The organism is Micromonospora sp. NPDC001898 (genome assembly GCF_042891255.1).
Taxonomy (GTDB): Bacteria; Actinomycetota; Actinomycetes; order Mycobacteriales; family Micromonosporaceae; genus Micromonospora.
The window spans coordinates 162,684-188,110 of the sequence record NZ_JBIATC010000009.1 but is presented as its reverse complement, the minus strand read 5'-3'; the positions used below and the strand labels follow the sequence as shown (position 1 = coordinate 188,110).

Annotated in this window: 17 protein-coding genes; 11 read left to right on the top strand and 6 right to left on the bottom strand. The window is 72.2% G+C overall.

Features of this window, described 5'->3' with window-relative positions:
- The first annotated feature begins 1 nt into the window (after position 1).
- Genes ACFYZF_RS20600 through ACFYZF_RS20590 form a run of 3 tightly spaced genes read left to right on the top strand, consistent with a single transcriptional unit; the run spans position 2 to position 3,662 of the window.
- On the top strand, positions 2-1,015 hold the full coding sequence (locus ACFYZF_RS20600) for an ABC transporter permease (RefSeq protein ID WP_387023055.1): 1,014 nt from the start codon (positions 2-4) through the stop codon (positions 1,013-1,015).
- A complete protein-coding gene (locus ACFYZF_RS20595) occupies positions 1,012-1,836 on the top strand; it encodes an ABC transporter permease (protein ID WP_387023054.1) in 825 nt (274 codons plus the stop codon). Before ACFYZF_RS20600 ends, ACFYZF_RS20595 begins: the two co-directional genes overlap by 4 nt.
- On the top strand, positions 1,836-3,662 hold the full coding sequence (locus tag ACFYZF_RS20590) for an ABC transporter ATP-binding protein (protein WP_387023052.1): 1,827 nt from the start codon (positions 1,836-1,838) through the stop codon (positions 3,660-3,662). Before ACFYZF_RS20595 ends, ACFYZF_RS20590 begins: the two co-directional genes overlap by 1 nt.
- Positions 3,663-3,712: 50 nt before the next feature.
- Here ACFYZF_RS20590 and ACFYZF_RS20585 read toward each other — a convergent pair whose 3' ends face one another.
- Positions 3,713-6,877, bottom strand: a complete 3,165-nt coding sequence (locus tag ACFYZF_RS20585; protein WP_387023050.1) for an amino acid adenylation domain-containing protein — start codon at positions 6,875-6,877, stop codon at positions 3,713-3,715.
- 394 nt (positions 6,878-7,271) lie between these two features.
- Here ACFYZF_RS20585 and ACFYZF_RS20580 point away from each other — a divergent pair, with 394 nt between their 5' ends.
- The 7 genes from ACFYZF_RS20580 to ACFYZF_RS20550 all read left to right on the top strand — a co-directional run bounded on the left by ACFYZF_RS20580 (position 7,272) and on the right by ACFYZF_RS20550 (position 15,466).
- The gene (locus tag ACFYZF_RS20580; protein WP_387023048.1) at positions 7,272-8,084 is read left to right on the top strand and encodes a thioesterase II family protein; all 813 of its coding nucleotides are present in this window, start codon (positions 7,272-7,274) and stop codon (positions 8,082-8,084) included.
- A gap of 94 nt (positions 8,085-8,178) precedes the next feature.
- Complete coding sequence (locus ACFYZF_RS20575; RefSeq protein WP_387023046.1) at positions 8,179-8,916, top strand: thioesterase II family protein; 738 nt, start codon at positions 8,179-8,181, stop codon at positions 8,914-8,916.
- Entirely contained in the window at positions 8,913-10,652 is a 1,740-nt protein-coding gene (locus ACFYZF_RS20570; protein ID WP_387023044.1) for an amino acid adenylation domain-containing protein, read from the top strand. The genes ACFYZF_RS20575 and ACFYZF_RS20570 overlap by 4 nt, the downstream gene beginning before the upstream one ends.
- A gap of 14 nt (positions 10,653-10,666) precedes the next feature.
- The gene (locus ACFYZF_RS20565) at positions 10,667-11,902 is read left to right on the top strand and encodes a cytochrome P450 (RefSeq protein ID WP_387023042.1); all 1,236 of its coding nucleotides are present in this window, start codon (positions 10,667-10,669) and stop codon (positions 11,900-11,902) included.
- The gene (locus tag ACFYZF_RS20560; protein WP_387023040.1) at positions 11,899-13,455 is read left to right on the top strand and encodes a condensation domain-containing protein; all 1,557 of its coding nucleotides are present in this window, start codon (positions 11,899-11,901) and stop codon (positions 13,453-13,455) included. The genes ACFYZF_RS20565 and ACFYZF_RS20560 overlap by 4 nt, the downstream gene beginning before the upstream one ends.
- The gene (locus tag ACFYZF_RS20555) at positions 13,455-14,729 is read left to right on the top strand and encodes an acetyl-CoA carboxylase biotin carboxylase subunit family protein (protein WP_387023039.1); all 1,275 of its coding nucleotides are present in this window, start codon (positions 13,455-13,457) and stop codon (positions 14,727-14,729) included. The genes ACFYZF_RS20560 and ACFYZF_RS20555 overlap by 1 nt, the downstream gene beginning before the upstream one ends.
- Positions 14,726-15,466: a LuxR C-terminal-related transcriptional regulator gene (locus ACFYZF_RS20550; RefSeq protein ID WP_387023037.1), complete on the top strand. Its 741-nt coding sequence runs from the start codon at positions 14,726-14,728 to the stop codon at positions 15,464-15,466. Before ACFYZF_RS20555 ends, ACFYZF_RS20550 begins: the two co-directional genes overlap by 4 nt.
- Here the strand turns inward: ACFYZF_RS20550 and ACFYZF_RS20545 are convergent.
- The 5 genes from ACFYZF_RS20545 to ACFYZF_RS20525 all read right to left on the bottom strand — a co-directional run bounded on the left by ACFYZF_RS20545 (position 15,436) and on the right by ACFYZF_RS20525 (position 22,339).
- Positions 15,436-17,067, bottom strand: a complete 1,632-nt coding sequence (locus ACFYZF_RS20545) for a BTAD domain-containing putative transcriptional regulator (protein WP_387023035.1) — start codon at positions 17,065-17,067, stop codon at positions 15,436-15,438. The two genes, ACFYZF_RS20550 and ACFYZF_RS20545, sit on opposite strands and share 31 nt — an antisense overlap.
- A 209-nt stretch (positions 17,068-17,276) precedes the next feature.
- Positions 17,277-18,233 carry a GNAT family N-acetyltransferase gene (locus ACFYZF_RS20540; RefSeq protein ID WP_387023033.1) on the bottom strand — a complete coding sequence of 319 codons (957 nt, stop codon included), beginning with the start codon at positions 18,231-18,233 and terminating at the stop codon, positions 17,277-17,279.
- 146 nt (positions 18,234-18,379) lie between these two features.
- Positions 18,380-19,636, bottom strand: coding sequence for an MFS transporter (locus ACFYZF_RS20535; protein ID WP_387023032.1), 1,257 nt, complete (start codon positions 19,634-19,636; stop codon positions 18,380-18,382).
- A 2-nt stretch (positions 19,637-19,638) separates the two neighbouring features.
- A complete protein-coding gene (locus ACFYZF_RS20530) occupies positions 19,639-21,198 on the bottom strand; it encodes an AMP-binding protein (protein ID WP_387023030.1) in 1,560 nt (519 codons plus the stop codon).
- A gap of 37 nt (positions 21,199-21,235) precedes the next feature.
- Positions 21,236-22,339, bottom strand: a complete 1,104-nt coding sequence (locus ACFYZF_RS20525) for a ferritin-like domain-containing protein (protein WP_387023028.1) — start codon at positions 22,337-22,339, stop codon at positions 21,236-21,238.
- 246 nt (positions 22,340-22,585) lie between these two features.
- Between ACFYZF_RS20525 and ACFYZF_RS20520 the strand changes: the two genes are divergently transcribed.
- On the top strand, positions 22,586-25,420 hold the full coding sequence (locus ACFYZF_RS20520) for an AAA family ATPase (RefSeq protein ID WP_387023026.1): 2,835 nt from the start codon (positions 22,586-22,588) through the stop codon (positions 25,418-25,420).
- Positions 25,421-25,427 lie beyond the last annotated feature (7 nt).

Sequence of the window (25,427 nt, the reverse complement as noted above, 5' to 3'; positions counted from 1 at the left end):
GATGACCGTCGCGTCGCGCCCGGCCCGGGCTCGGACCGGGCTCGCCCGTGCCGTGCTGGGCCGGGCCGGCGGCTACCTGGCGGTCCTCGCCGTCGCGGTGACCGTCACGTTCGCCCTGCCTCGCGCGCTGCCGGGCGGCCCGCTGCGCACCCTCGGCGGCACCGACGTCGGTCAACTGGACGCGACGACCCGGGCTCAGGTCGTCGCCGCGTACGGGCTGGACCAGCCGCTGCACGTGCAGTTCGCCAGCTACCTGCACGACCTGGCCCGGCTGGACCTCGGCGAGTCGTTCAACGGTGGCCGGCCGGTCATCGAGGCGATCGGGGCGGCGTTGCCCTGGACACTGCTGCTGGTGGGCACCAGCGTGCTGCTCACCGCCGCCGTCGGCGTCCTGCTCGGCGTGGTGGCCGGCCTGCGGCGTGGCCGAGGCAAGGGCAACCTGCTGCTGGCGGGGGTGCTGCTGGTGGACGCCGCGCCCGCGTTCTGGCTCGGCATGCTCTGCATCCTGTTCTTCGGCGTGCACCTCGGGGCCCTGCCCACCTTCGGCGTCACCTCCCCGGGGCACACCGGGCTTGCCGCAGTCGGCGACGTCGCCACCCACCTCGTCCTACCCGTGGGCGTGCTCGTGGCCACCGGGATCGGACAGTTCTTCCTGGTGACGCGCTTCTCGATAGCCTCGGCGCTGCACGCCCCGCACGTCGAACACGCGCACGCCCGGGGAATCCCGCAGCGACGGGTCGTCACCCGGCACCTGCTGCGACCGGCGCTGCTGCCGGTACACACCCAGCTGATGATGGAACTCGGCTGGCTGGTCGGCGGCGCCCTCGTCGTCGAGACCGTCTTCGCCTACCCGGGCCTGGGCCGGCTCACCTTCGACGCCATCGGAGGGCGGGACTATCCGATGATGCAGGGCACCTTCCTCACGCTGACCGTCACCGTGCTCGTCATGAACGCGTTGGCCGATCTGACGTACCCGCTGCTCGACCCGCGAGTCCGCGGGCGGGGCCGGTCGTGAGGGCCGGCCGGCTGGCCGGCTGGACCGGGGGCGTCCTGCTGGCGACCCTCGCCGCCACCGCCCTCGTCGGCCCGTGGCTGCTCGGCACCGACGGCCGACAGCGGGTCGCCACACCGTACGCGGCACCGTCGGCCGACCGCTGGCTCGGCGCCGACGACCTCGGCCGGGACCTGTTCGCGCAACTGGTGATCGGCGCCCGCGGCTCGCTCGGCATCGCCCTGCTCGTCGCGAGCATCGCCACCATCGCGGCGGCGCTGGTCGGCGGGGTCGCCGGCCTGGCACCCGGCTGGGCCGCCGCGCTCCTGATGCGGACCGTCGACCTGGTCCTCGCCCTGCCGTTCCTGCCGCTGCTGATCGTCGCGGCCGCGTTTCTCGGCCAGAGCCTCGGCGTGCGGGCGGCGGTGGTCGCCGCCCTGGTCTGGGCCGGGCCCGCCCGGCTGGTCCGCGCCGGGGTGCTTGCCGCCTGGTCCCGCGGCCACCTGCAGGCCGCCCGGGCGATGGGCGCGTCCACCTGGTACCTGCTCGTGCGGCACGCCTCCCCGGTCGTGGCCCCGCTGCTCGTGCCGGTCTTCGTCCGGGCGGCGATGACGGCCGTCGTTCTCGACGCGAGCCTGGCCTTCCTCGGACTGGGTGACCCGACCACACCGAGCTGGGGCACGATGATCCATTGGGCGTCGGTCCGGGGCGCCATGCTGACCGACGCGTGGCTGTGGTGGGCGCTGCCACCCGGCGCCGCGATCGTCGCCACCGTCACGGCCCTCGCACTGGTGGGCGTGGCCACCGAGGACCGGCTCAATCCCACCTTCCGGCAGGCCCGCTGATGCTGACGATCACGGATCTGACGATCCACTACCCGAACGGCCACCCCGCCAGCCGCGACGTCAACCTAGACGTCGACGCCGGCGAGATCGTGGCGCTCGCCGGCGAGACCGGCTCCGGCAAGTCCACCATCGCCAAGGCCCTGCTCGGCCTGCTACCGACCGGCTCGACCGTCGCCGGCAGCGCCCGGCTCGACGACCTGCAACTCACCGACCTCACCGGCCGCGACTGGTACGGCGTACGGGGACGACGGATCGCCATCGTGCCGCAGGGAGCGATGACCGGACTCAACCCGGTCCGCCGCGTCGGCGACCAACTCGTCGAATCCGTGCGGGTACACACCCGGGCCTCCCGTTCGGCGGCCGCCGCCCGTGCGGTCGACCTGCTCCAGCAGGTCCGGCTGCCCACGAACACGGCCGGCGCCTACCCGCACCAACTCTCCGGCGGACAACGCCAACGGGTGGCGATCGCCCTCGCGCTGGCCGGCGAACCGCAGCTCCTCATCGCCGACGAGCCCACCACCGGGCTGGACCTGGTCACCCAGAACCACATCCTGGACCTGCTCGCGGACCTGCGTGCCAACCACGAGGTCGGCCTCCTGCTGATCTCCCACGACCTGCCGGCCCTGCGCGGAATCGCCGACCGGATGGCCGTCATGTACGCCGGCACCCTCGTCGAAACCGGACCGGCGAACGGCCACGCCCACCACCCGTACACCCGAGGACTGCTCGCCGCGACGCCGTCACTCGACCCGACCGCACCCTGGACCAGCATCCCCGGGAGCGCACCGGCCCAGCCCGACCGCGTTGCCGGCTGCCCCTTCGTGGAGCGCTGCCCCTGGGCGAGCGAGCCCTGCCACACCGAACCACCCCTCCCGGCGGCGCTCGGGGACGCGGTGGTCACCTGTCACCATCTGGGCGAGGACCGGCCGCTGCTGTTCCCCTCCGCGTCCCCACCGCCCGCACCCACCGAGCCCGCCACCCCAGGGCCGGGCAAGGCCGCCGGCTCCGGGACGACGGCCGAACCGGTGGTCAACCTGACGGGCGTCGGTCACGTCTACCGGACTCGGCACCGGCAGACCACCGCGCTCTCCGGCGTCGACCTACAGCTCCGGGCGGGGGAGATCGTCGGCATCGTCGGCGAGAGCGGCAGCGGCAAGAGCACCCTGGCGCAGATCCTGCTCGGCCTGCTACGGCCCACCACCGGCCAGGTCCACGTGGCCGGCACGGATCTGCGGCTCCTGCGTGGGCGCCGGCTGCGGGCCGTCCGGCACCGGCTCGGCTTCGTCGCCCAGGATCCGTACGCCACCCTGCACCCGGCGATGACCGTCGCGCAACTCGTCGCCGAACCCCTACGGATCGCCGGCACGCCCCGCCACCTGCACGCCGACCGGGTCACCCAGGCCCTCGAACGGGCCGGCCTACCCGGTACCGGACTACTCACCAGCCGACCCGATCAGCTGTCCGGCGGGCAACGTCAACGCATCGCCATTGCCCGCGCACTCGTCGGTCAACCGGCGCTGCTGATCGCCGACGAGGCGACCTCCATGCTCGACGTGTCCACCCGGGCCGGCATCGCCGCCACCCTGCGCCACCTCGCCGACAGCACCGGCCTGGCCGTCCTGTCCATCACCCACGATCTCGGCGAGGCGGTACAGGGCTGCGACCGGATCGTCGTGCTACACCAAGGCGTACCCGTCCAACAGGGCCGACCCCGCGACATCATCGACAGGGCGAACACCGGATACCCGGCCGACCTGGTCGCCGCCGCCCGCCGGTACTCCGGCACCACGTCGTCGCCGCCCCCTGAGCTCCGGCCGGCAACCTGAGCTTCGTCGAGTCGCCGCGCGTCGTGGCCTCGGAACAACCTGGCAGAGCGCTACTCGGCCGCGGGGTCGTCGAGCTGGCTCAGCCGGACGGCGGGGTTGGCGACCACCTGCGCCAACCGGTGTCCCAGGCCCACCGCGAGGCGTGTCACGGTCTCCCGGCGGAACCGGTCGACGCGGTACACCAGGGTGCCGCACACCCCCTGTGGCTGGCCGTCGGCGTCGCGCCGCTTCTCGAACCGGTACGACAGGTCGAACGCTGCGGTGTCGCCGCCGATCGGCTCCACCGTCACGCCGAGCCCGGGCAGGGCGAAGTCGGGCGCGACCGTGGGCCGGGTGCCCACCATGACCTGGGCCAGCGGGTGCCGGCTGGTCGAGCGCACCGGGTCGAGTCGCTCGGCCAGCCGTACGAAGGGCAGGTCCTGGTGCGCGTATGCGGCCAGGTCTGCGGTACGCACCCGGACCAGCAGCTCCGCGAAGGTCGGATCCCCGGCGGTGTCGACCCGTGTCACCAGCGTGTTGCCGATGGGCCCGACGAGCCGTTCCAGGGCGGCCTCGGTCCGTCCGGGGACCGGGACGGCGAGCGGCAGGTCGGTGCCCGCGCCGTGCCCGGTGAGCAGCGCTGCCAGTGCCGCCTTCAGCACCATGTCGACGGTCGTGCCGCTCGCGTCGGCCAGCCTGGCGAGCCCGACATGCAGGTCGGCATCGATGTCGACCGGGACCAGGCCGACGCGGGACCGCGGGTCGGTCGGTCGCGGCCGGTCGGCCGGCAGCGCGAGTTCGTCCGGTATGCCGCTCAGGTACCCCTTCCAGAATTCCAACTGCCACCCCGCGACGCTGTCCGGATCGTCGGCGTCGCCCAGCAGGTCCCGCTGCCACACGACGTGGTCGGCGTACTGCACCGGCATCGGCTGCCAGCGCGGCGGGCGACCGGCGAGCCGGGCACCGTACGCCTCGGCCAGATCGCGCAGCAGGGGAGGCAGTGACCACTCGTCTGCGGCGATGGGATGCAGCACCAGCACCAGCACCGACCGGGTCTCGTCCACGAGGAACAGCCTGGCCCGTACGGCCGGGTCCTGCCGGAGGTCGAAGGGCTCCCGGGTGACGGCCGTGACGGACTCGGCCAACTTCTCCGCGTCCATCGGTTCGACGACCAGCGGCGGCTGGATCGACTCAGGGGCGACGATCCGTTGGACGGGTGCCCCGTGGTGTTCCGAGAACCGGGTGCGGAGCACGGCGTGCCGGCGCACGACATCCGTGAGTGCGGCGTCGAGCGCGGCCACGTCGACCCGGCCGGTCAGGTGGAGCGCGGACGACACCTGGTCGGCCGGCGTGGTTCCCGCTTCCTGGTGCAGCGACCAGCGATGCCGCTGCGCGGGCGACAGGGGCACCTCGTCGCCGTGGGCGCACCGGGTCGGCGGGGGGCGGTCGGTCGTGGCGGTGATCCTCGGGATGAGCGCGGCGACGGTGGGCGACCCGAACAGCTCCTGGATGCTCACCTCCAGGCCGAGGACCGCCCTGATCCGGCTGGTCAGGCGGACGGCGGACAGCGAGTGTCCGCCCAGCACGAAGAAGTTGTCGTCCGGGGCCACCGTCGGGCGGCCGAGGGCCTGGGCGAAGAGTTGACAGAGCAGTTCCTCCGGCAGCGACCGTGGAGCGCGGCCGGCGTCGGCGGCGAGGACCGGATCGGGCAGCATCGCCCGGTCGAGCTTCCCGTTGCCGGTGAGGGGCAGCGCGTCCAGCACCACGAAGGCCACCGGCACCATGTGCCCGGGCAGGACGAGCGACAGATCGTCGTGGAGCCGGCGCTGGTCCGGCACGCCGTCTTCGGTCGGCACGACGTATCCGACGAGGGCCTCGTCCCCGGTCGGGAGGGTCCGGACGGCCACCGCGGCGGCGCGGACCGCCGGCTGTCGGACCAGCGCCGCCTCGACCTCGCCGAGTTCGATCCGGAACCCGCGGATCTTGACCTGGCTGTCGGTTCGGCCCAGGTACTCAAGGTCGCCGTCGGGTCGGAGCCGGGCGAGGTCACCGGACCGGTAGCCGCGGACCGACTGCCCGTCGTCGTCGGTCAGGTCGAGAAACCGCTGCCCGGTCAGGTCGGGTCGGGCATGGTATCCGAGCCCGACCCCCGGCCCGGCGACGACGATCTCACCCACGTGCCCCGGTCGTACCGGATCGAGTTGGTCGTCGACCAGCCGGATGAAGGAGTTCGGCAGCGGGACGCCGATGAGGCTCGCGCTCTGGCGCAGGTCGGCTTCGCGGATCCGGCGGTAGGAGGCGTGGACGGTCGTCTCGGTGATGCCGTACATGTTGACCAGCTCGACCGCCTCGTCGCCGTACTTGGCGATCCAGGGTGCCAGGGTGGCGAAGCGCAGCGCCTCGCCGCCGAACACGACCCGACGCACCGACAGCCGGTCGTCGTGCCGCTGCTCCTCGGTGACAAGCTGGTAGAAGGCGGTCGGCGTCTGGCTCAACACCGTCACCCGCCGGTCCCGCAACAGGCGCCGGAAGGCGGCCGGGTCCTGGACGGCGTGCTCCGGTACGACGACCACGCACCCGCCGTGGAGCAACGCCCCCCACATCTCCCAGACGGCGAAGTCGAACGCGAAGGAGTGGAACATCGACCACACGTCGTGCTCGTCGAACGCGAAGAGGGAATCCGTCGACCGGAACAGGTGCAGGACGTTGCCGTGCGATATGCGTACACCTTTGGGCTGACCGGTCGTTCCGGAGGTGAAGATGATGTACGCGCAGGCGGAGACGTCCACCGACGGTACCGAGTAGCGCAGGCCCGGTGGCGGGGTGTGGTGCAGCCGGAGCACCGCGGTGTCCGGTGGCAGGCCGTCCGCCAGGTCGCCGGTGGTGATGACCAGGGCGGGTTCGGCCACCTCCAGGATGCGCTCCAGCCGGGCCCGGGGGTTGCCCGGATCAAGCGGGATGTACGAATGGCCCGCCTTGATCACGGCGAGAGCCGCCAGCACCAGATCGGCGGAACGGGGCAGGTAGATGCCGATGCGGGCACCGGGTCCGCCGGTCCGGGCCTGGATCTCGGCGGCGACGGCCTCGGCGAGTTCGTCCAGCTCGGCGTACGTGAGCACCCGCTCGTCCGAGACGACGGCCGTCCGGTCGGGATGCCGACGCACGGAGTGGGCGAAGCCGGCCAGTAGGGTGTCGGCGCCGCCGCCGACACCACGGCTCGATTCGGTCGGTGTCATGCTCATCCCTCACTCGCGGCGACGGAAGCCCCTGCTCGGCAGGGTCGATGCGGCCCGGCGCAGCCGCGTACCGGTCAACCGCGGCCAGGCGAGTTCCCCAGATCATGTCGTTGATGGGGCGGCCCTGTCTTCAACCGATGGTGGAACGAGTGCATTCGGCCTCCACCAAAGGCGGACGGTCCCACGGCGCCGAAAGAACCGGGGCGTAGTTGGGTGCGCGGTGCGTCCGGCCGGACGGGTCCGGACCGAGCCTGGTCGGCGTTTCCGACTTGTCCGGCGCCGCCGGGGGACCGGTGCCCGGCGACCGGCTCCACCTTCCACGCGGGTTCCACAGTGGTTCCACAGCCGGGTGCTTCACTGAGCCGAGACCCATTGAGGAAAGTGGGTGTGCCGGATGGCGCTGGAGCCGATGACGCGAGGGCTGTGGCGGTACCGCAGCGGTGCGGGCAGGCCCGGCGGTCGGGCCACCCGGACCATCGTGGTGGCCCCGTACGGTGGCGGCAGCGCCTACTCCGTGTACGACCTGCTGCGGCACGTGGCGGTTGCCGCCGACGAGACCCTGGTCCTGCAGTACCCGGGGCGGGGGCCCCGGATCGGTGAGCCGGCCACGGCCAGCCTGCACGACCTGGCCGACCAGATGGCGACGGAGATCGACCGGCACGCTGCCGGCAACCTGGTGCTGCTCGGGCACAGCCTGGGCGGACTGCTCTGCTTCGAGCTGGCGCACCGGCTCACGCGCTCCGGCCGCCACGTCGAGCTCGTGGTGATCTCGTCGGCCCAGCCGACGGCGGTCACGACGCTGCGCGCCGACGAGATCGAGTCGCGCGACGTCGGGCAGTGGGTCGCTCTGCTCCGCCGGGAGAACGTCATGACCGACGAACTGCTCGACAACCCGGAGATGCTGCGTCTCGCGATCCAGACGATCCGCTCGGACACGCTGCTGGCCGCACGGCACGTCGGGTCGCCACAGCCGCTCCGCTGCCCGATGTTGGTCGTCGGTGGCGACGCCGACCCGGACATCACCCCCGAGCACCTGCGCGGCTGGGCGGACCTGACCGTCGGGCCGGCGACGATCGCCCTGCTGCCCGGCGACCACTTCTACTACCGCGACCGGGCAGCGGAATTCGGCGGACTCGTCCAACGGCAGTTGCCCCTGCTGCGCCGGAACGTTTCGGCACCGATGCGCGCGACGCAGGGAGAAGAATGATGACGGATCCGTTCGACCGGCCGGACGGCCGGGGCCACGTCGAGACGAACCGGGCCGACCCGCAGCCGGCCGGCCCCGCACGGGAGTCCGGGTCGTGAAGCGCAACCGCTGGCTGCTGCGCGACCCGTCCGACGAGTCAGTCGGCCGCGTCTTCTGCTTCCCGTACTCGGGTATGGGCGCGTCGATGTTCAACCGGTGGCCCCGTTGGATCGACGGGGTCGAAGTGTGCCTGGTGCAGTTGCCCGGTCGGGAGAACCGCATCCGGGAGCCGCACTACCGGAGCTACGCGCAGCTGGCGGACGTGTTGGCCGAGCAACTGCTGCCGCTGCTGGACCGGCCGTTCGTCTTCTTCGGACACTGCGCCGGCGCACTGCCGGCGTACGAGACGGCTCGTCGCCTGCCCGCCGACCGGCTGGCGATGCCGGCCGGGCTCGTGGTCTCGGCCCAGGTCGCCCCCCACCACTGTCCGCACGACCGGTTCCTGGCCCTCACCGACGAGGAACTCCTCGACGAACTGGCCGGTCTCGCGGTGCGGCGCGGCGGACAGCCGGATCCCGCGATGCTGGCCCTCAGCCTGGCGGTGCTGCGCGAGGACCTTGAGGCCAACCGCCACTACCGGCTCGACGAGCCGGCACCGGTCCCGATGCCCGTCACGGTGCTGCGCTGGGCCGACGACCCGGAGGTGACCGAGGCCGAACTACGCGGCTGGGAGCACTACGGCGACGACGTGCGGTTCGACGTCCTCGCTGGGGGCCACTACGAGTTCCTGACCGCGCCCGAGCCGCTGCTCGCCCTGCTGTCGGCGCAACTACAGGAGCGTGCCCCGCGATGATGGACGAGATCTTCCGGCAGGTCGCCGCACGGCACCCCGCCCGGACGGCGGTACGGGCCTGGGACGGTGAGCTGACCTATGCCGAGCTGAACCGGCGCGTCGACCGGTTCGCCCGCCGGCTGCGGCAGGCGGGCGCGGTACCGGGGACGGTGGTGGGAGTGCACCTGCCCCGGTCCGCCGCGACCGTGGTCGGTCTGCTGGCGATCCTCCGCTGCGGCGCCGCGTACGTGGCGCTCGATGACCGCTACCCGCCGGAGCGCCGTGACGCCATCCTCCGGGACGCGGCCGTCGAACTGGTCCTCACCACGTCGTCCGGGCTGTCGGACCTGCCGACCGGGTGCCGGGCCCTGCCGGTGGAGGACACCGGGGACGACGGAACGGCCGGGTTCGCCGCCGGCCAGTCCGGCCCCGCGCACCTCGCCTACCTCGCCTACACCTCGGGGTCCACCGGCCTGCCCAAGGGGGTGTGCGTACCGCACCGGGCCGTCGTCCGCCTGGTGGTGGACAGCGACTTCCTGCCGGTACGTCCCGACGACGTGTTCGTCCAGTACGCGCCGCTGGCGTTCGACGCCTCCACGCTGGAGGTGTGGGCCCCGCTGCTCAACGGGGCCTGCCTCGTCGTCCCGCCGCCGGGCGACCTCTCGCCGGAGGAGCTGTGCGCCTTCGTCGCGGAGCACGGTGCCACGGTGCTGTGGCTCACCGCCGGCCTGTTCCACCGGGTGGTCGAGGTCGGCCTCGACCACCTGCGCGGACTGCGGCACCTGCTCGCCGGTGGGGACGTGCTCTCCGTACCGCACGTGAACCGCGCCGTGACCGCGCTGCCCGACACCGTTCTGATCAACGGGTACGGGCCGACGGAGAACACCACCTTCAGCACCTGCCACCGGATGAGTTCCCTGGTCACCGGGAGCACCGTCCCGATCGGGCGGCCGATCCGCGGCACCACCGCGTACGTCCTGGACGACCGGCTCGGGCCGGTGGACGACGGTCAGGTCGGGGAACTGTACGTCGGCGGGTCGGGGATCGCCCACGGCTACCTCGGTGACCCGGCCCTCACCGCGACCCGCTTCGTCGCCGACCCCTTCGCCGCCACCCCCGGTGCGCGCATGTACCGCACCGGCGACCTGGTCCGGCGTACCGGGGAGCACCTGGAGTTCGTCGGCCGGCGGGACCGACAGGTGAAGATCCGGGGCTTCCGGGTCGAGCCGGCCGAGGTCGAGGCGGTGGCGGTCGGCGTGCCGGGCGTGACGGGTGCGGCCGTCGTGGTGCAGGACGACGCCCGCGGGGGCCGACGCCTCGCGGCCTTCCTCACCGGGACCGCATCCGTGCTGGACCTGCGCCGACGGCTGACCGCAGTGCTGCCGTCGTATGCCGTGCCCGCCCGGGTGACCAGGTTGGACGTGCTGCCGTTGACGGCGAACGGCAAGGTCGACCGCACCGAGCTGGCCAGCCGGGAGTCCCACAGCCGGCCCGAGCTGAGCGCCGACCACCGCAAACCGGGTACGGAGCTGGAGCTGACCATCACCCAGCTCTGGGAGGACCTCATGGGCTTGGACGGCATCGGCGCCGACGACGACTTCTTCGAACTCGGCGGCCACTCGCTGCTCGGGGTGCAGATCCTCACGGAACTCCGGCAGGCGCACGGTGTCGAGGTGTCCCCGCTGGCCTTCTACATCGACCCGACGCCGGCCGGCCTGGCCCGCACCGTGCAGGCGGCCCACCGGGACCTCCGGTGAGGATCTCCAGCGCCGTGGCAGCCCTGACCGTGCCGGTGGGGGACGTCGACCTGTTCGCCCCCGACTTCTACGCGACCGGTGACCCGCACCCGGTGTGGGCCGAGATGCGGGCCCGGTATCCGCTGCACCGGCAGGACCTGCCGGACGGCCGAACCTTCCTGTCGGTCACCAGGTACCGGGACGCCTGCCGGGTGCTGGGCGACCACCGCGGGTTCACCTCGGAGCGGGGCAGCCTCCTGCAGCAGTTGGGCCACGGCGACGCGGCGGCCGGACTGATGCTGGTGTCGACGGACCCGCCCCGGCACACCGAGCTGCGCACCCCGCTCAACCGCGTGCTGAGTGCCCGGGCGGTACGGGACCTCGAACCAGGCGTCGTACGGGCGGTCCGCCGGGTCTTGCGCCCCGTGCTCGACCGTGCGGAGTGGGATCTCGCCGAGTGCGTCGCACAGTTGCCGATGGCGGTCGCCGGCATGCTCATGGGAATCCCCGAACCGGACTGGGCCGAGCTGACCCGGTGGACGGCGATGGCCGCCGCACCGGAGGATCCCGGGCTGAGGGTGCGGCACCCCGCCGCCACCCTGGCCATCGCCCACCACGGCCTGTTCGACTACTTCGCCGGTCAGTTGCGCGACGACCGGTGCCAGCGGCGGGACGATCTGATCGGGCACCTGACCAGCATGCTGGCCGGTGGCCGGCGGCTGACCACCGAAGAGGTCATCTACAACTGTTACAGCCTGCTGCTCGGCGCGAACGCCACCACCCCGCACGCCGTCACCGGAACCGTCCTCGCGTTGATCGAACATCCGGCGCAGTCGGTCGCCGCGTCCGAGGCGGTGAACGGCGTGGTGGAGGAGGGCCTGCGGTGGACGTCGCCGGCCAACAGCTTCCTGCGGCACGCCCAGCAGGACGTGGAACTCAGCGGCGGCCTGGTCCGCCGGGGCGAGGCGGTCGCGGTCTGGATCGGGTCGGCGAACCGGGACGCGGAAACCTTCACCGATCCCTACCGGTTCGACATCGCCCGCCCGGACAACCGGCACATCGCCTTCGGATTCGGCCCGCACTACTGCCTCGGCGCACCGCTGGCGCGGATGACGCTGGCCGTCTTCTTCACCGAGTTGTTCCGGGCGTTCGACCGGATCGAGCTCAACGGGCCGGTGGAGCACCTGGCATCGAACTTCATCGCCGGCATCACACATCTGCCAGTGCTGACCCGGCGGCGCACCGCATCCCCGAGGGAGTTCGACGAATGAGCGACACGACGCAGGCCATGGTGAAGATCTGGCGACGGCACCTCGGTGACCAGCCGGTCGGTCCCGACGACGACTTCTACGCCCTCGGCGGGGACTCGCTCATCGCCCTGCGGGTGGTCGCGGACGCCAACGCGCGGGGTATCCCGATCGAACTGCGCGACCTGCTGTTCTTTCCGACGGTCAGCGAGCTGGTGGCGGCGGTGGCCGGCCGGCACGGACGTGACGAACCTGGCGAGGGCGGGCATCAGCGCCGGCCGTTCGGTCTCCTGGATCCCTATGACCAGGCGTTGATGCCGACGGGGGTCCGCGACGCCTGGCCCGCCTCCGCCCTGCAGGTGGGGATCATCTACCTGAGCGAGGCGTCGGGTGATCCCCGTCTCTACCAGGATCTCGTCGGTGTCGAGGTGGCCGGGCCGTTCGACGAGTCGCTGTTCACCGCCGCGCTCGCCGAGCTGTGTGACCGTCACCCGGCGTTGCGTTCCTCCTTCGACCTGGGCGGCTACAGCGTCCCCGCGCAACTGCTGTGGTCCTCGGTGGACCCACCGCTGTCCGTCGAGTACGCCACCACGGCCGAACCGGTCGCCCGTTGGCGCGAGACGCAGTTGTCCCAGGCCCTCGACTGGGGGCGCCCGCCGGTCGTCCGCTGCCACGTGGTGGCGCTCCAGGACAGCTTCCACCTCACCCTCACGATCCACCACGCGATCCTCGACGGCTGGAGCTACGCGCGGCTCTGCTACGAACTGCTCGCGTTGTACGACGCGAGACTCACCGGCCGCCCGGCCGGCCTGCCGCTGCCGCCGGAGTCCGGCCAACGGGAGTTCCTCCGGCTGGAACGGGAGGCGATCGACGACCAGGAGGCCGCCGACTACTGGCACACCGAGGCGGACGTTCCCGGGCTGCTGCTCGACCGGGGGCGGTTCGGCGGTGCGGCCGACCCCCGCGAGACGATCAGCTTCGAGGTGGGGGGAGCCCTGCTGGACGGCCTCCGGTCCGCCGCCGGGACCATCGGCGTCCCCCTGAAGAGTCTGGTCCTCGGCTGCCACGTCCGGGCCCTGAGCACCTGGACCGGGCGGGACCGCGACGTGGTGACCGGACTGACGGTCAACGGGCGGCCGGAGACCGCCGGTGCCGACCTGCTCGTCGGGTTGTTCCTCAACACGGTGCCCATTCGTGTCCCGGTCGTGCCGGCGGAGCAGGGGGAACTGTGCCGCAGCGCCCTCGGCGCCGAGCAGCGGGGGATGCGGCACCGCCGGTACCCGTTGGCGATGATCGAGCAGCGGCTGGGCCGGCCACCGTTCGACGTGGCGTTCAACTTCACCCACTTCCACGTCTACGACCAGTTGGGTCAGTTGACCGCGATCCGGCCCGGCGCGTGGTGGGCCTTCGACAAGGCCAGCTTCCCGTTCATGGTCGACTTCATGATCAACTCCCGTGACTTCGGCACCGCCGTCGCGGTCGCCTACGACCCCGACCTGTTCGACAAGGCACAGGCGACGACGTACCTGGAGCTGTACCGCAGTGCGCTGCACTCGGTGGCGGGAATGCCCGACTGATGGCCGGCCCGCTGGTGGTCGTGTACGACCGCGGCGCCGCGTCGGCTGCCGAGATCGCCGTCGGGCTGGGGGCACTCGGCCCGTTGGCGTTCCTGGTCAACCCGAGCGACCACACCCGCCGGACCGGGGAGGTGCTGCGCCGGCTGGGCGACGTCGTACCGTTGACCGCCGACCGCGAGGCGGATCTGGCGGCGGTGCGGCGGCTCAACCCGGCGGCGGTGCTGACCTTCTCCGAGCCGATGCTGCCGGTCACGGCGTGGCTGGCCGATGCGCTCGGACTGCCCTTCCACTCGATCGCCACGACCGAGATGCTGGCCAGCAAGGTGCGCCAACGCGAGCGGTTGCGCCTGCGCGGCGTCGACGACGTCCGCAGCCGCCCGATCTCCTCGGTCGACGAGTGGGCCGCTGCCCGGGAACACGTCGGCCTGCCCGCCGTGGTCAAGCCCGTGTACGGCCAGGGCAGCCGCAACACGTACGTGGTCACCGACGACGCGACGGCACACCGGGTGCTCGCCCCGCTCCTGCCCGCCGGCCGGGTGGCCACCGTCGTGGTGGAGGAACTGCTGGTGGGCCGGCAGGACGGACCGTACAGCGACTTCGTGTCGGTGGAGAGCTACCACGGGCCGCACGGACTGCGACACCTCGCCGTCACGGGGAAACTGCCGCTGGAACCGCCCTTCCGGGAGGTGGGGCAGTTCTGGCCGGCGGCGGTGACCGACGCGGAGCGACAGGAGATCCTCGACCTCGCCACGCGTGCCCTCACCGTGCTCGACCTGGGCCCCGGTCTGACCCAGACCGAGATCAAGCTGACCAGGCGCGGGCCCCGGATCATCGAGGTCAACGGTCGCCTGGGCGGTCACATCAACGCCCTGGCCCGGCACTGCGCGGGATTCGACGTGGTCCGCCTCGCCGGGCAGTTGGCACTGGGCCAACCGGTGACCGCACCCCCGGTCGACCAGCCGGGCCAGGTCCACTTCCAGTACCACACCCTGGCCCCGGTCGAGCCCTGCGAACTCCTCTCGATCGGCGGCGCGGCCGAGGTCCGCAGCCTCGACGGCATCGACGGGTTCCGGGCGTACGCACGAGTGGGCGACGTCCTCGACGCCGACGTGATGACCCGGCACCTCGACCTGCTCTGGGGCCGCTGTGACCGGCATGCCGACCTGGCCGCGCTGCTCGGTGAGGCACAGCGGCGGATCCGTTACGAGTTTCGGTTCCGCGACGGAGCACGGCGATCGAGCGCAGCCGACCTGCAGACAGAGGTGCCGAGATGACGGTGATCCAGGGCTCGACGCACCAGTTCCGGTCGCGGTCGACGTCCGACGGTGGCGAGACCCGCCCCCACCTGCGGACCCGTGTCCTGGTCGCGGACCACGACCCGCTCTGGCGTCAGCTACTGCACGACGTGCTCAACGGCAACAGCCAGCTCGACGTCGTGGCGGAGGTGGACAGCCGCCGCCCCCTGGCGGACTGGCCCCTGCAACGCGTCGACGTGGCGGTCCTCGGATCCAGCCACGGGGAACCGATGGTCGGTGCGATCCGGCAGTTGACCGCCCGACGGATCAGGGTCGTTCTCCTGTGCCTGGACTGGTCCCGGCGCAGTCTCGACGCGGCGGTGTCGGCCGGCGCGGCCGGCTGCCTGGTGAAGGAGGCCGACCTCGGCGGTGTGGCCGGCAGCGTGCAGGCGGTCACCGGCAGGAACCGGGTGCTCTCCCCGGCCCTGCTGAACCTCTACGTCAACCCGGCTGCGACGGACCGACGGTCCCAGGACGCCGTGCAGAAGCTGACCGCCCGGGAACGCGAGGTGCTCTGCCGGCTCGGTGAGGGGCTGACCACCGCCGAGGCGGCGGAGCTCTGCGGGGTGTCGAGGGCCACCGTCAAGAGCCACGTCTCGCACGCGCTCGCCAAGCTCGGTGCCCGCAACCGGCTGGAGGCCGTGCTCATGGTGCGGGACGTCCTGGGTGCCCCGGCCCCGGCGACCTACGGTGCCCCGGAGGCCGTCACGAGCTGATCCCGAGGGGCCGCCAGGAGGTGGCCGGTGCCGGGCACGTCGGCGGCGGCCTCGACCGTGGACCGGGCGTCGACTCGGGTCTCGGGCACCCGCAGTTCGGCGGCCAGCTCCGCCAGTCGCAGCCCCGGGAAGTCGGCCGTCTGGGCGGCGGTCACCGCCAGGGTCAGCGGGTTGCCGCCGCAGTAGTCGACGAGGTCGGTCACCGCCGCCGGCTCGGCGGCGGTCCGATCGACGCCCAGGCGCCGTTCGAGCAGCTCCCGCGCCTCGACATCGGACAACGGGCCGAGCGAGAGTGGCAGGGCCGTGCCGGTCGCCACCAGGCTGGTGAGCCTGCTCCGACTGGTCACGATGACCGGGCAGCCCGCCGCTGCGGGCAGCAACGGCCGTACCTGGTGGGCGTCTGCCGCGTTGTCGAACACGATCAGCATCCGGCGGTCGACGAGCAGGCTGCGGTACAGCGCCAACTGGCCGTCCACACTGACGGGCAGGCGGTCCGGCGACACGCCCAGGGCCAGCAGGACGGTCCGGATCACCTCCGGAACGGACAGCGGTGGACAGAGGGCGTCGGATCCGCGCAGGTCAACGTAGATTTGCCCGCCCGGCAGGTGGTCGGCGAGCCGGTGCGCCAGGTGGACGGCGAAGGTGCTCTTGCCGATGCCCGCCGGGCCGCTGAGGACGAGCGTCTTCGGACGCCAGCCCGCGCCGCCCAGCAGCCGGGTGCCCGTCTCCAGCTCGGCGGCCCGACCGACGAAGATCGGCGGTGCCGGCGGCAGCAGCCGGGGGACGGCCGGACGGGCATCGACCGGAACCGTCCGCCGCAGGATCCTCCGCTGGAGGTCATGAAGGTCGGGCGCGTCGAGACCGCGGCACGCCAGCAGGGTCAGTCCCTCTCGGCAGACCTCGGCCGCCTCGTCCACCCGCTGGTCGGCGTAGAGCGCCAGCGCCAGCAGGCGACGCACCTTCTCGTTGTACGGATCAACGGCGATCATGCCGGCGAGTTCCCCCGTGGCCTCGACGTAGCTGCCGATCTCGACAAGCGCCTCGGCGCGGATCTGCATCGCGGAGCGGCGCAGGGCGTCCAGGCGATTGATCTCGGCCGTGGCGCCCCACCAGTGGGCGATGTCCGCGAACGCGGTGCCGCGCCACAGCGCCAGTCCGTCCCGGAGCAGCTTCGCCGCCTGCCGCGCCTCCGCGGCACCGCCGGTCCGCAGCAACCGGCTGCCGTCGACCACCGCGTTCTCGAAGACGTGTGCGTCGATGCTGTCCCGTTCCAGCTCCAGCAGGTAGCCCCTGCTGGCCGGCGTACCCACCGTCCGCACGGTGGCCGCCGGACCGTCCTGCCCGGGCGGGAGTTCCAGCTTCTGGCGCAGGTGCGAGACGTGACTGCGGAGAGTCGTCTCGGCTGCCGCCGAGGCGGACTTACCCCACAGCAGGTCGACGAGCTGGCGCGCGTCGGCCGGCCGGCCGACGCGGAGCACCAGCGCCGACAGCAGGCCGGAGACCTTCGGCCCGAGTGGCACGGTGCGATTGAGGTGCTCGACGCGCAACGGCCCGAGCACGGAGATCCTCGTCGCTGCTGGCGCGGCCTGCTGGTCGGGCATTGATCTTCCCTGAGTGAGGTCCGTGTTCATGGGGACGTCCGGAGCCGACGACGGGGCACGTACGCCGCCTCGGCGGGCGAGCAGGCGCAGACGAGCGAACAGACCATTTCCACCCTCACGATCGGGGCTGTGCGGCTCAGGTTCCCGGGGCAGGCCAGGTCCGCAGCGGCCGGTGGGTACGACGGTGAAGCAGGACTGCGACTCAGGGCTCAGACGCTGGTAGGGGCCATCGGCGCCGGCAGGTCGACGCGGCTGGCCGTGCGGACGGTGCGGGTGGTGTACCGGTCGATGTCGACCTCCGGCCCGGCGCCGAAGACGTGGGTGGTCAGTCGGGGCGTGCTGACGGCGTCGTGGGAGTCGTCATCGGCATAGCCCAGCACGACCACAGGTGTGGTCAGCGCCTCGACGGAGAGCAGCAGGTCGGCGCAGTCGCCGGCCGGGGCCCGGCCGATGGGTTTGGCGGGTACCGGCTCGAAGCCGAGGCGGGTCTTGAACAGGAACAGGCCGGGTTTGGCGACGTGCCCGTACAGGTTGGGGTCGTTGCCCATGGTCACCTCGGGACAGCCGCGCCTGCGGGTCTCCTCGAAGGCGTGCAGGTAGATCACCCGGGCGAGGCTGTGTTCCCGCCAGCGGGACTCGACGGCGGAGAACAGCAGCCACACCGAGTTGTCCTCCGGGTACTCCCGGCACAGGCAGCCGCCGACCAGCTCGCCCTTCTCGTAGGCGAACACACCGAAGGTCCTCGGATTGTCGATCATGCCGGCGCGCATCGAGCCGGCGAACGAGAAGCCGAACCGCATGCCGTTGACCCGGCTCTCGTACAGGGCGAGGAACGGGTCGAGTTGGTCGCCGCTGAGCGTCTGGTGCACCTCGATGTGTACGTCAGCGCCGGCCGCCCGGTCGATGGCCCGGCGGAGGTCCTGGCGGGCCTTGCGGGCGAGCCGGGCGGCGTAGTCGTCGACCGAGCGTGGCGTGGGCGCCCGCCAGCTCAGCCAACTCGGCTTGCGGACGAATCCGGCCCGGGCGAGGTCCGCCCAGGCTTCCCGGGGCGGGTCGGGAACCCGGATGAGTGCGACCGGGGGCAGCTCACCGGCGCGGTGTGCGGCGAGTGCCTGTTGCGCGTCCGCTTCGGCGATGGTGAGCCCGTAGTCGTCTCGAACGTGCATGTCGTTGGCGCCTTCCGCAGTGCTGACCGGTCACGGGTGGAGCGGGGGGACGTGGACCGTTGGGGTGGTCGGGACGTCGCCGAGGCTGCCGACGTGGGGCGTCGGGGCCGGCGGGATCGGTGGCGGCCACATCGCCGCGGTGGTGGTCACGTCCGGGCCGGTTCGGCGGTGGTCGCCGTGCTGGGCGGTGGTTCGTCCAGGCGGCGCCAGCGGGCGGGACGCAGCACCAGGGTGAGCGCCACCAGCAGGTACAACAGTCCACTCAGGGCGATCGCGGTGGTCAACCCCAGCGTGGACGCGGCCCAGCCGCCGAGGACGCCGCCGATCGGGATGCTGGCCCAGGAGACCGCGGTGGCGAGGCCGAACATCCGGGCCTGCAACGGTGGTGGAGTGCGTTCCAGGATGGTGGCGGCGATGATCGGATTGACGGAGGACAGCGCCACGCCGCAGACGAAGGTGATGGCGATCACCACCAGCAGGTCGTGGCTGAACGCCATGGCCAGGAAGCGCGGGGCCCCACCGACGAGCAGCCCGATCGTGAAGGTGAGGTACCGGGGCAGCCGGTTGGCGGCGAAGCTGAAGCCGATGTTGCCGACGATCGCGCCGAGGGCGAGCGCGGCGCTGACCGCGCCGAGCGCGGCCGGGTTGCCGAGCACCCGGTCGACCCAGACGGGGATGTAGACGGCGACGCTGGCCTGGTTGAACAGGTTGATGATGAACATCACCGCGAAGATCCCGACGGCGACCTGGTCCTGGCGCAGGTGACGCAGCCCGATGCCGAGCGCCTTGAGGTACGGCTCCCGGTCCGCCGCGGCGGTGTGCGTGGGCCGCCCGATGGACGCCGGGATCAGCGCCGTCACGACGGCCGCGGCCACGGCGAAGGACGCCGCGTCGATCAGGATGGCCTGGGTGATGCCGAACCAGGCGATGATCACGCCGGCGGCCGGAGCGCCGACGAGGATGCTCGTCCGGTGCAGGCCGTCGTCGATGGCGCTGACCCGGGCCATGGACGCGCCCGCCGCTGCGATGGTGGCGTGCGCCATCGCCCGCTTGGCGTTGTCCCCGAAACCACGGAGGACACCGATGACGGCGACCAGGCCGAGTAGCGTGGCGAACCCGAGATGGTAGACGCTGGCCAGCAGCACCATGCCCGCGGCGCTGGCCAGGTCGGCCGTGATGGAGACCCGGCGGGCGCCGAGCCGGTCCACCAGCGGCGGGCCCAGCGCGCTGGTCAGCACGTAGGGCAGCATCTCGGCCGCGACGACCAGGCCCATCCGGGTGGGACTGCCGGTGGTGACCAGGACCAGCCAGGGCAGCGTCACCGTGGACACCCGGGTGCCGGTGTCGGAGATCGTTCCGGCGGTGAGCAGCCCGACGAGAGCGACCCGGGACCGGGTGGGCACCGTCACTCCGGTGGACCGACTGCCGTGCCGGTACGGGCGAGATAGCGGTCACGAAGTGCGCGTTTGTCGACCTTCCCGTAGCCGATCGTGGGCAACGCGTCGACGAACTCCACCTCGCGGGGCGTCCAGTTGGTGTCGAGTCGCTCGGTGACCAGGTCGCGGAGCTCTTCGGGGGTGACGGTGGCGCCCGGTACGGGCACGACGAAGGCGTACGCCGCCTCACCGTAGGCGTCGTCCGGTACGGCGGTGACGGCCGCGTCGTGGACGTCGGGGTGGGCGGTCAGGACGTCCTCGATCGGCCCCGGGTAGACGTTGACGGCGCCGGGACCGGTGACGATCAGCTCCTGGTCGCGCCCCACCAGGTAGAGGTAGCCGTCCTCGTCGAGATGCCCGGTGTCCCCGGTGCGTAGCCAGCCGTCGACCAGCGTTGCGGCGGTCAGCTCCGGCTGACCCCAGTACCCGGCCATGACCAGCGAGCCGGAGATCCACACGTGACCGTGCTGTCCGGGCGGCAGATCCCGCCCGGCGTCGTCCCGGACGGCGATGCGCACGTCGCCGTAGGCGCGTCCGCAGGAGCGCAGCAGGTGAGGCCGGCTCGGGTCGTGCTCGTCGCCGTTGAGTTCGGTGATCAGGGGGGCCTCGCTCATCCCGTAGGCGACGCGCACGATGGGCCCGAAGCGTTCGAGTGCCTGGGTCAGCCGGGCCGGAGCGACGGTCGAGCCGCCCAGGGTGATCATCTCCAGGCTGCTCAAGTCGGTCCGGCCGAGCAGCGGGCAGTCCAGCATCTCGTACAGGCGGGGCGAGGCGGCGTTCGTGCTGGTGATGCGCTCCTGCTCGATCAGGGTGAAGAACCGCGCCGCGTCGAAGGAGTCGCACATCACCTGCGTCCCACCGGCGAACAGCATGCCCATGACGCCCAGTTGGGAGCTGACGTGCCAGAAGACGCCGTAGTAGAGGTGGCGGGTCGGACGGCCCTCTCCCGCCCACCGGGTGGCGAGTTCCAGGATCGTCTGGAACAACAGGTTTCGGTGGTGGACCAGCTTGGGGCGTCCGGTGGTGCCGCTGGTCTGGAACACCGACGCGGGCTCGCCGGTCGCGTCGGCCGGGTCCACCGCAGTGCGGGGGGCCCGCCACAGGTCGGTGCCGAGGGTGCCGGGGCCGAGGCTGAACACAGCCGGGGCAGCGGCGCGGCGGGCCAGTTCGACGCCGGACTCGGCGTGGGTGCGGGGGTCGTACACCAGCGCGTCCGGGCGGGCCTGGCGGAGGAAGCCGAGCTGGTGCTCCAGGGGTGCGCGGGCCACCCAGACGGACCGGCAGCCCAGCAGGTGCAGCGCGAAGTGCAGCATGACCACGTCGGGGTGGTTGTTGGCGACCACCGCCACCGCGTGGCCCGCACCGATTCCCTGCCCGCGCAGGGCCTCGGCCAGGTGCTGGACGCCTTCCCGCAGGTCGGCGTAGGTCAGCCGGCGGTCCTGGTGCACGATCGCCTCGGCCGGGCCGTACTTCTCGAACAGCGCCAACGCCTGCGGGACGTAGTTGGTGGACTCAGCGGGGGTGCGCACGGGGCGATCTCCTCTCGGGCCGGCCGCTCGGTGGGAGTCAGGACGAATCTGCGCCGAACCGGATCGCCTGCGCGACCTGCTCCCGGCGCAGCCGGTCGACCTCGTCGGCGACGGTCTCGTCTTCGGCCATCAGCCGGTCGAGGTCGGCGTCCTGGTAGCTGAGCACGCCCATGTCGCGAAAGGCCCGCTGGAGTTTCGGGCCGAACAGGCCGATGTCCTTGAGCGTTGGCACGATCCGAGAGAACAGCTTCGATCGGAAGTACTGGTAGTGCTCGGACTCGCGCATGAAGGCCACGCACTCGGCGGCGTCCAGGTCGAGTGCGGTCCAGACCTCCTCGCCGACGAAGCGCTGCTGGAGCATGTGGCAGGCCTCGATGCAGAACTCCTCGCGCTCGTCGCGCTCGGCCTGGGTCAGCTCGGGGTAGTAGTCGCGCAGGGCCAGTCGACCGAATGCCACGTGCCGTGCCTCGTCCTGCATGACGTAGGCGTTGAGGGCCTGGGCGAGGGGTTCCTTGGAGTAGTCGCGGATCTGCCCGAACGCGGCCAGGGCGAGGCCCTCGATGAGGACCTGCATGCCGAGGTAGGTCATGTCCCAGCGGGAGTCGGAAATGATGTCGTTGAGCAGGGACTTGAAGTGCGGGTTGATGGGGTAGGCGAAGCCGATCTTCTCTCGCAGGTAGCGGGAGTACACCTCGACGTGGCGGGCCTCGTCCACCACCTGGGTGGCGGCGTAGAACTTGGAGTCGATGTCCGGCACGGTCTGCACGATCTTGGCGGAGCAGATGAGGGCGCCCTGTTCACCGTGAAGGAACTGGGAGAATTGCCACGAGTTCATGTGTAGCCGGACGTTAGCCTTTTCTCTGCTGTTGAGCGCTTGCCAGGTGCGCGACCCGTAGATGGCGACCGATTCCTCCGGTATGCCCATCGGATCGTCATGATCGATTTCTATCGTCCAGTCGAGTCGTTCCGCCGCGTTCCACTGCCGCTGTTTGCCCTTTTCGTAGAGGCTGAGCAGTTTGTCCCGGCTGTCGTCGTAGTCCCAGTCGAATACGGTGGTGTTTCCGGCCTTGATGTGCCAGCCCGTCTGGTCGACAGGGAGGGCGTACAGCCGCCTGCTCAATGACGCCTCCATCTCATGCATGGCTACCGTAGATTATGGACTTCTGGCTGTTTGTCGGGCACTGGGGAGTTCCCTAGGATCAAGCGCACGCATGGGCATACGTGACGTGACTCTGGTGTGGATAACGGCCCGCAAACCAATCCAACCCTGCTAATCTCCATTGCGGGTGATGGCTCATCTGGAAGACGGGAGTCGATCTGGAATGGCCTGTTCCTGGGCTCGACGGACACCTGACGGCGGCGGGCCTGCCTCGGGGCAGTGGTGGTGGTGACCCCGTTCGTGGGCCGGGACACCGAACTGGCGGCCCTGCGGAGCGTCCTGGAGGCGACCGGCCGCGCCGGAGTCCGGGTTGTGGCGGTCACCGGCGATCCCGGCATCGGGAAAACCCGGTTGCTTGGCGAGTTCGGTGAGCTGGCCCGTCGCCGGGGCGCCCGGGTGGTGTCCAGCTCGGCCACCCGGGGCCAGCGGTCACAACCCCTGGCCCCGCTGCTCGACGCGTTGGTCGACTGCGACCGCTGCGCCAACCGGAAGACCGCCGCGGGCGAGGCGTCGGGTGCCCTCGCGCCCAGCCACCTGGTGCGCGACCTGGTGAACCGGGCCGGTGACACGGACGCCAACACCCTGGTCGTCCTCGTCGACGACATGCACTGGGCCGATGAGACGACCATCGCGCTGCTGAACCAGCTCGTGCGCTCCCCGTCGCCGGTGCCGCTGCTGGTCGTGCTGGCCTATCGGCCCCGGCAGGCCCCGGTACGCCTGCACACCGCCCTGGTCGGCGCGCCGGGCGACGAGTGGGTGCGGGAGATGCCGCTCGGGGCGATCAGCGAGCAGGACGCGCAGACCTTGCTCGGATCGCAGCGCAGCGCGCCGTGGAAGTCCGCCGTCTACCGCCACAGCGGTGGCAACCCGTTGCACCTGCACGCGCTGGCCGCCGCCGCCACCGGGTTGTGCAGCACCGCGTCGGTGGTCGTCGGCGAGCTGCCCGCCGCGCTGCGGATGAGGCTGGTCGGGGAGCTGGAGGCTGCCTCCCCGCTGAGCCGCATCGTCCTCGACGCGGCGGCGGTGGCGGGAGAGGTGTTCGAGCCGGCGCTGGTCGCGCAGATCGGCCAGTGCCGCGACGCCGAGGTGCACCGAGCGCTGGACGAACTGGCCGAACTGGATGTCGTCCGTCGGGTCGCCGGTGGCCGGCTGATCGGCTTCCGGCATGCCGTGCTGTGGCGGGCGGTCTACGACGCGGTCAGCCCGGGCTGGCAGCTGGCCGCGCACGACCGGGCGGCGGCCGCGCTGTGCCGGCGTGGTGCCTCGCCCCAGGCGCTGGCCCCGCATGTCGCCCGCATCGCCCGGCCCGGTGACCTGGCCGCGGTGTCGACGCTGCACCGGGCCGCCATGGCGGTGCAGCACGACGCGCCGGTCACCGCGGCGCACTGGCTGCGCGTGGCCCTGCGGCTGCTGCCACACCGGCCCGACCACGACCAGCGGCGCGTGGTGCTGCTGGTCCGCCTCGCCCAACTGGCCGCCGCCGTCGGCGAGCTGCTGGCGAGCCGGGACGCGCTGCACGAGGCGCTGCGGCTGCTGCAACGTCGACCGACGACCCGCCGTGCGCACGCGGTCGCCCTTTGCGTCATGGTGGAGCTGTCGCTGTCCCGACGTGCCGAGGCGGGTGCGCTGGCCCGGGCGGAGCTGGCCGCGCTGCCCGCCACCCAGAGCATCGGCCGGGCCATGCTCACGTTCGAACTGGCCTGTCTGGAACTGGCCGCCGGTCACGTCGACACCGCCCGCGAGATGGCCGCCGTGGCGTACGCCGCAGCCCATCGCCACCGGGCCCGTTCGGCGGAGGCCACCACGCTCGCCCTGCTGGCGGTGGCGGACACCGCCGCGTTGGACATGCCCGCCGCGCGCCGGCGGCTGGACCAGGCGGTCGACCTGCTCGACGCGATGCTCGACGGCGAGTTCGTTCGCAGCCTGCGGGCCGCCGCCTGGGTGATCGAGGCCGAGATCCTGCACGAACGCTTCGACGACGCGCTCCGCCACCTGGACCGGGCGGTCGCTGGCGCCCAACAGGGCGGGCAACTGCTGCTGCTCACCCGGCTCTACGCGGCCCTGGTGGTGACGATGCAGGCCAGAGGCCGGTTGCTCGAGGCGCAGGAGTGTGCGCAGCGGGCGGTGGAGGTGGCCACCGCGGTCGGCGGCGACCGCGAGATCGCCGTGGCCCGCACCCTGCTGGCCTGGCTGGACAGCCAGATGCGGCCCACCACGGAGGCCGACCCGGACGTGGATGCCCTGCCGACGCTGCCCGAGGGCCCGTACGCGCTGCTGGTCCGCCGGCTGCTGGTGGAGATCGGGCTGGCCGGCGGGAAGGTGCCCGGGCACCTGGCCCGGAGCCGGCCCGGTGACGACGGCCCGCCCGCTTCCGACCTGTGCTCGCAGGCCAGTTGGTGCGAGGCGATGACGCGGGCCGAGCTGGTCGCGGGGCGGGCCGAGCTGGCGGCGCACTGGGCCGACCGCGCCGCCGCCGTCGCCGCGGTGCTCGACCTGCCGGGCCACACCGGTCTGGCCCTGCTCGCCCGGGCGCAGGTGCTGGCCGCCGAGGACCCGGCGCGGGCGGTGGCCGCCGCGCAGGTGGCGGCACGCGAACTGGCCTCCGCCGGCATGGTGGTGGACGCCGCCAGGGCCCGGATGGTGGCCGTCGGCCCGCTGGCCGCACTCGGCCAGGTCGACGACAGCTACCGGGAGATCAAGGCGGTCCAGGCCGCGTTCGAGGGATGGGGCGCGCACCGGCTGGCCCGGCGGGCCGTGGTGGAACGGCGTCGGCTCGCGGCGCGTTCATCGCGTCGGGCAGGCCCGGACGACCGTGAGGAGGCAGCCGGCCTCAACCTGCTCACGCGTCGGGAGGGGCAGGTCGCTGTGCTGGTGAGCCAGGGCCTGACGAACCGGCGGGTGGCGCAGGAACTCTTCGTGACCGAGAAGACGGTGGAGATGCACCTGTCGAACATCTTCGCCAAGCTGGGTGTGTCGTCCCGGGCGGTGGTCGCCCGTCTCATCGGGGCGACGGGGCGTCCGGTCGGTGCCGCGGTGCCGGCCGGGGAGGCGGCGGCGACCTGACGATGGC

Excerpts from the sequence above, each read along its gene's own strand:
- ACFYZF_RS20600 (WP_387023055.1), top strand. The coding sequence starts at position 2 with ATGACCGTCGCGTCGCGCCCGGCCCGGGCTCGGACCGGGCTCGCCCGT.
- ACFYZF_RS20590 (WP_387023052.1), top strand. The coding sequence starts at position 1,836 with ATGCTGACGATCACGGATCTGACGATCCACTACCCGAACGGCCACCCC.
- ACFYZF_RS20585 (WP_387023050.1), bottom strand. The coding sequence starts at position 6,877 with ATGACACCGACCGAATCGAGCCGTGGTGTCGGCGGCGGCGCCGACACC.
- ACFYZF_RS20580 (WP_387023048.1), top strand. The coding sequence starts at position 7,272 with ATGGCGCTGGAGCCGATGACGCGAGGGCTGTGGCGGTACCGCAGCGGT.
- ACFYZF_RS20570 (WP_387023044.1), top strand. The coding sequence starts at position 8,913 with ATGATGGACGAGATCTTCCGGCAGGTCGCCGCACGGCACCCCGCCCGG.
- ACFYZF_RS20560 (WP_387023040.1), top strand. The coding sequence starts at position 11,899 with ATGAGCGACACGACGCAGGCCATGGTGAAGATCTGGCGACGGCACCTC.
- ACFYZF_RS20555 (WP_387023039.1), top strand. The coding sequence starts at position 13,455 with ATGGCCGGCCCGCTGGTGGTCGTGTACGACCGCGGCGCCGCGTCGGCT.
- ACFYZF_RS20550 (WP_387023037.1), top strand. The coding sequence starts at position 14,726 with ATGACGGTGATCCAGGGCTCGACGCACCAGTTCCGGTCGCGGTCGACG.
- ACFYZF_RS20545 (WP_387023035.1), bottom strand. The coding sequence starts at position 17,067 with ATGCCCGACCAGCAGGCCGCGCCAGCAGCGACGAGGATCTCCGTGCTC.
- ACFYZF_RS20540 (WP_387023033.1), bottom strand. The coding sequence starts at position 18,233 with ATGCACGTTCGAGACGACTACGGGCTCACCATCGCCGAAGCGGACGCG.
- ACFYZF_RS20525 (WP_387023028.1), bottom strand. The coding sequence starts at position 22,339 with ATGCATGAGATGGAGGCGTCATTGAGCAGGCGGCTGTACGCCCTCCCT.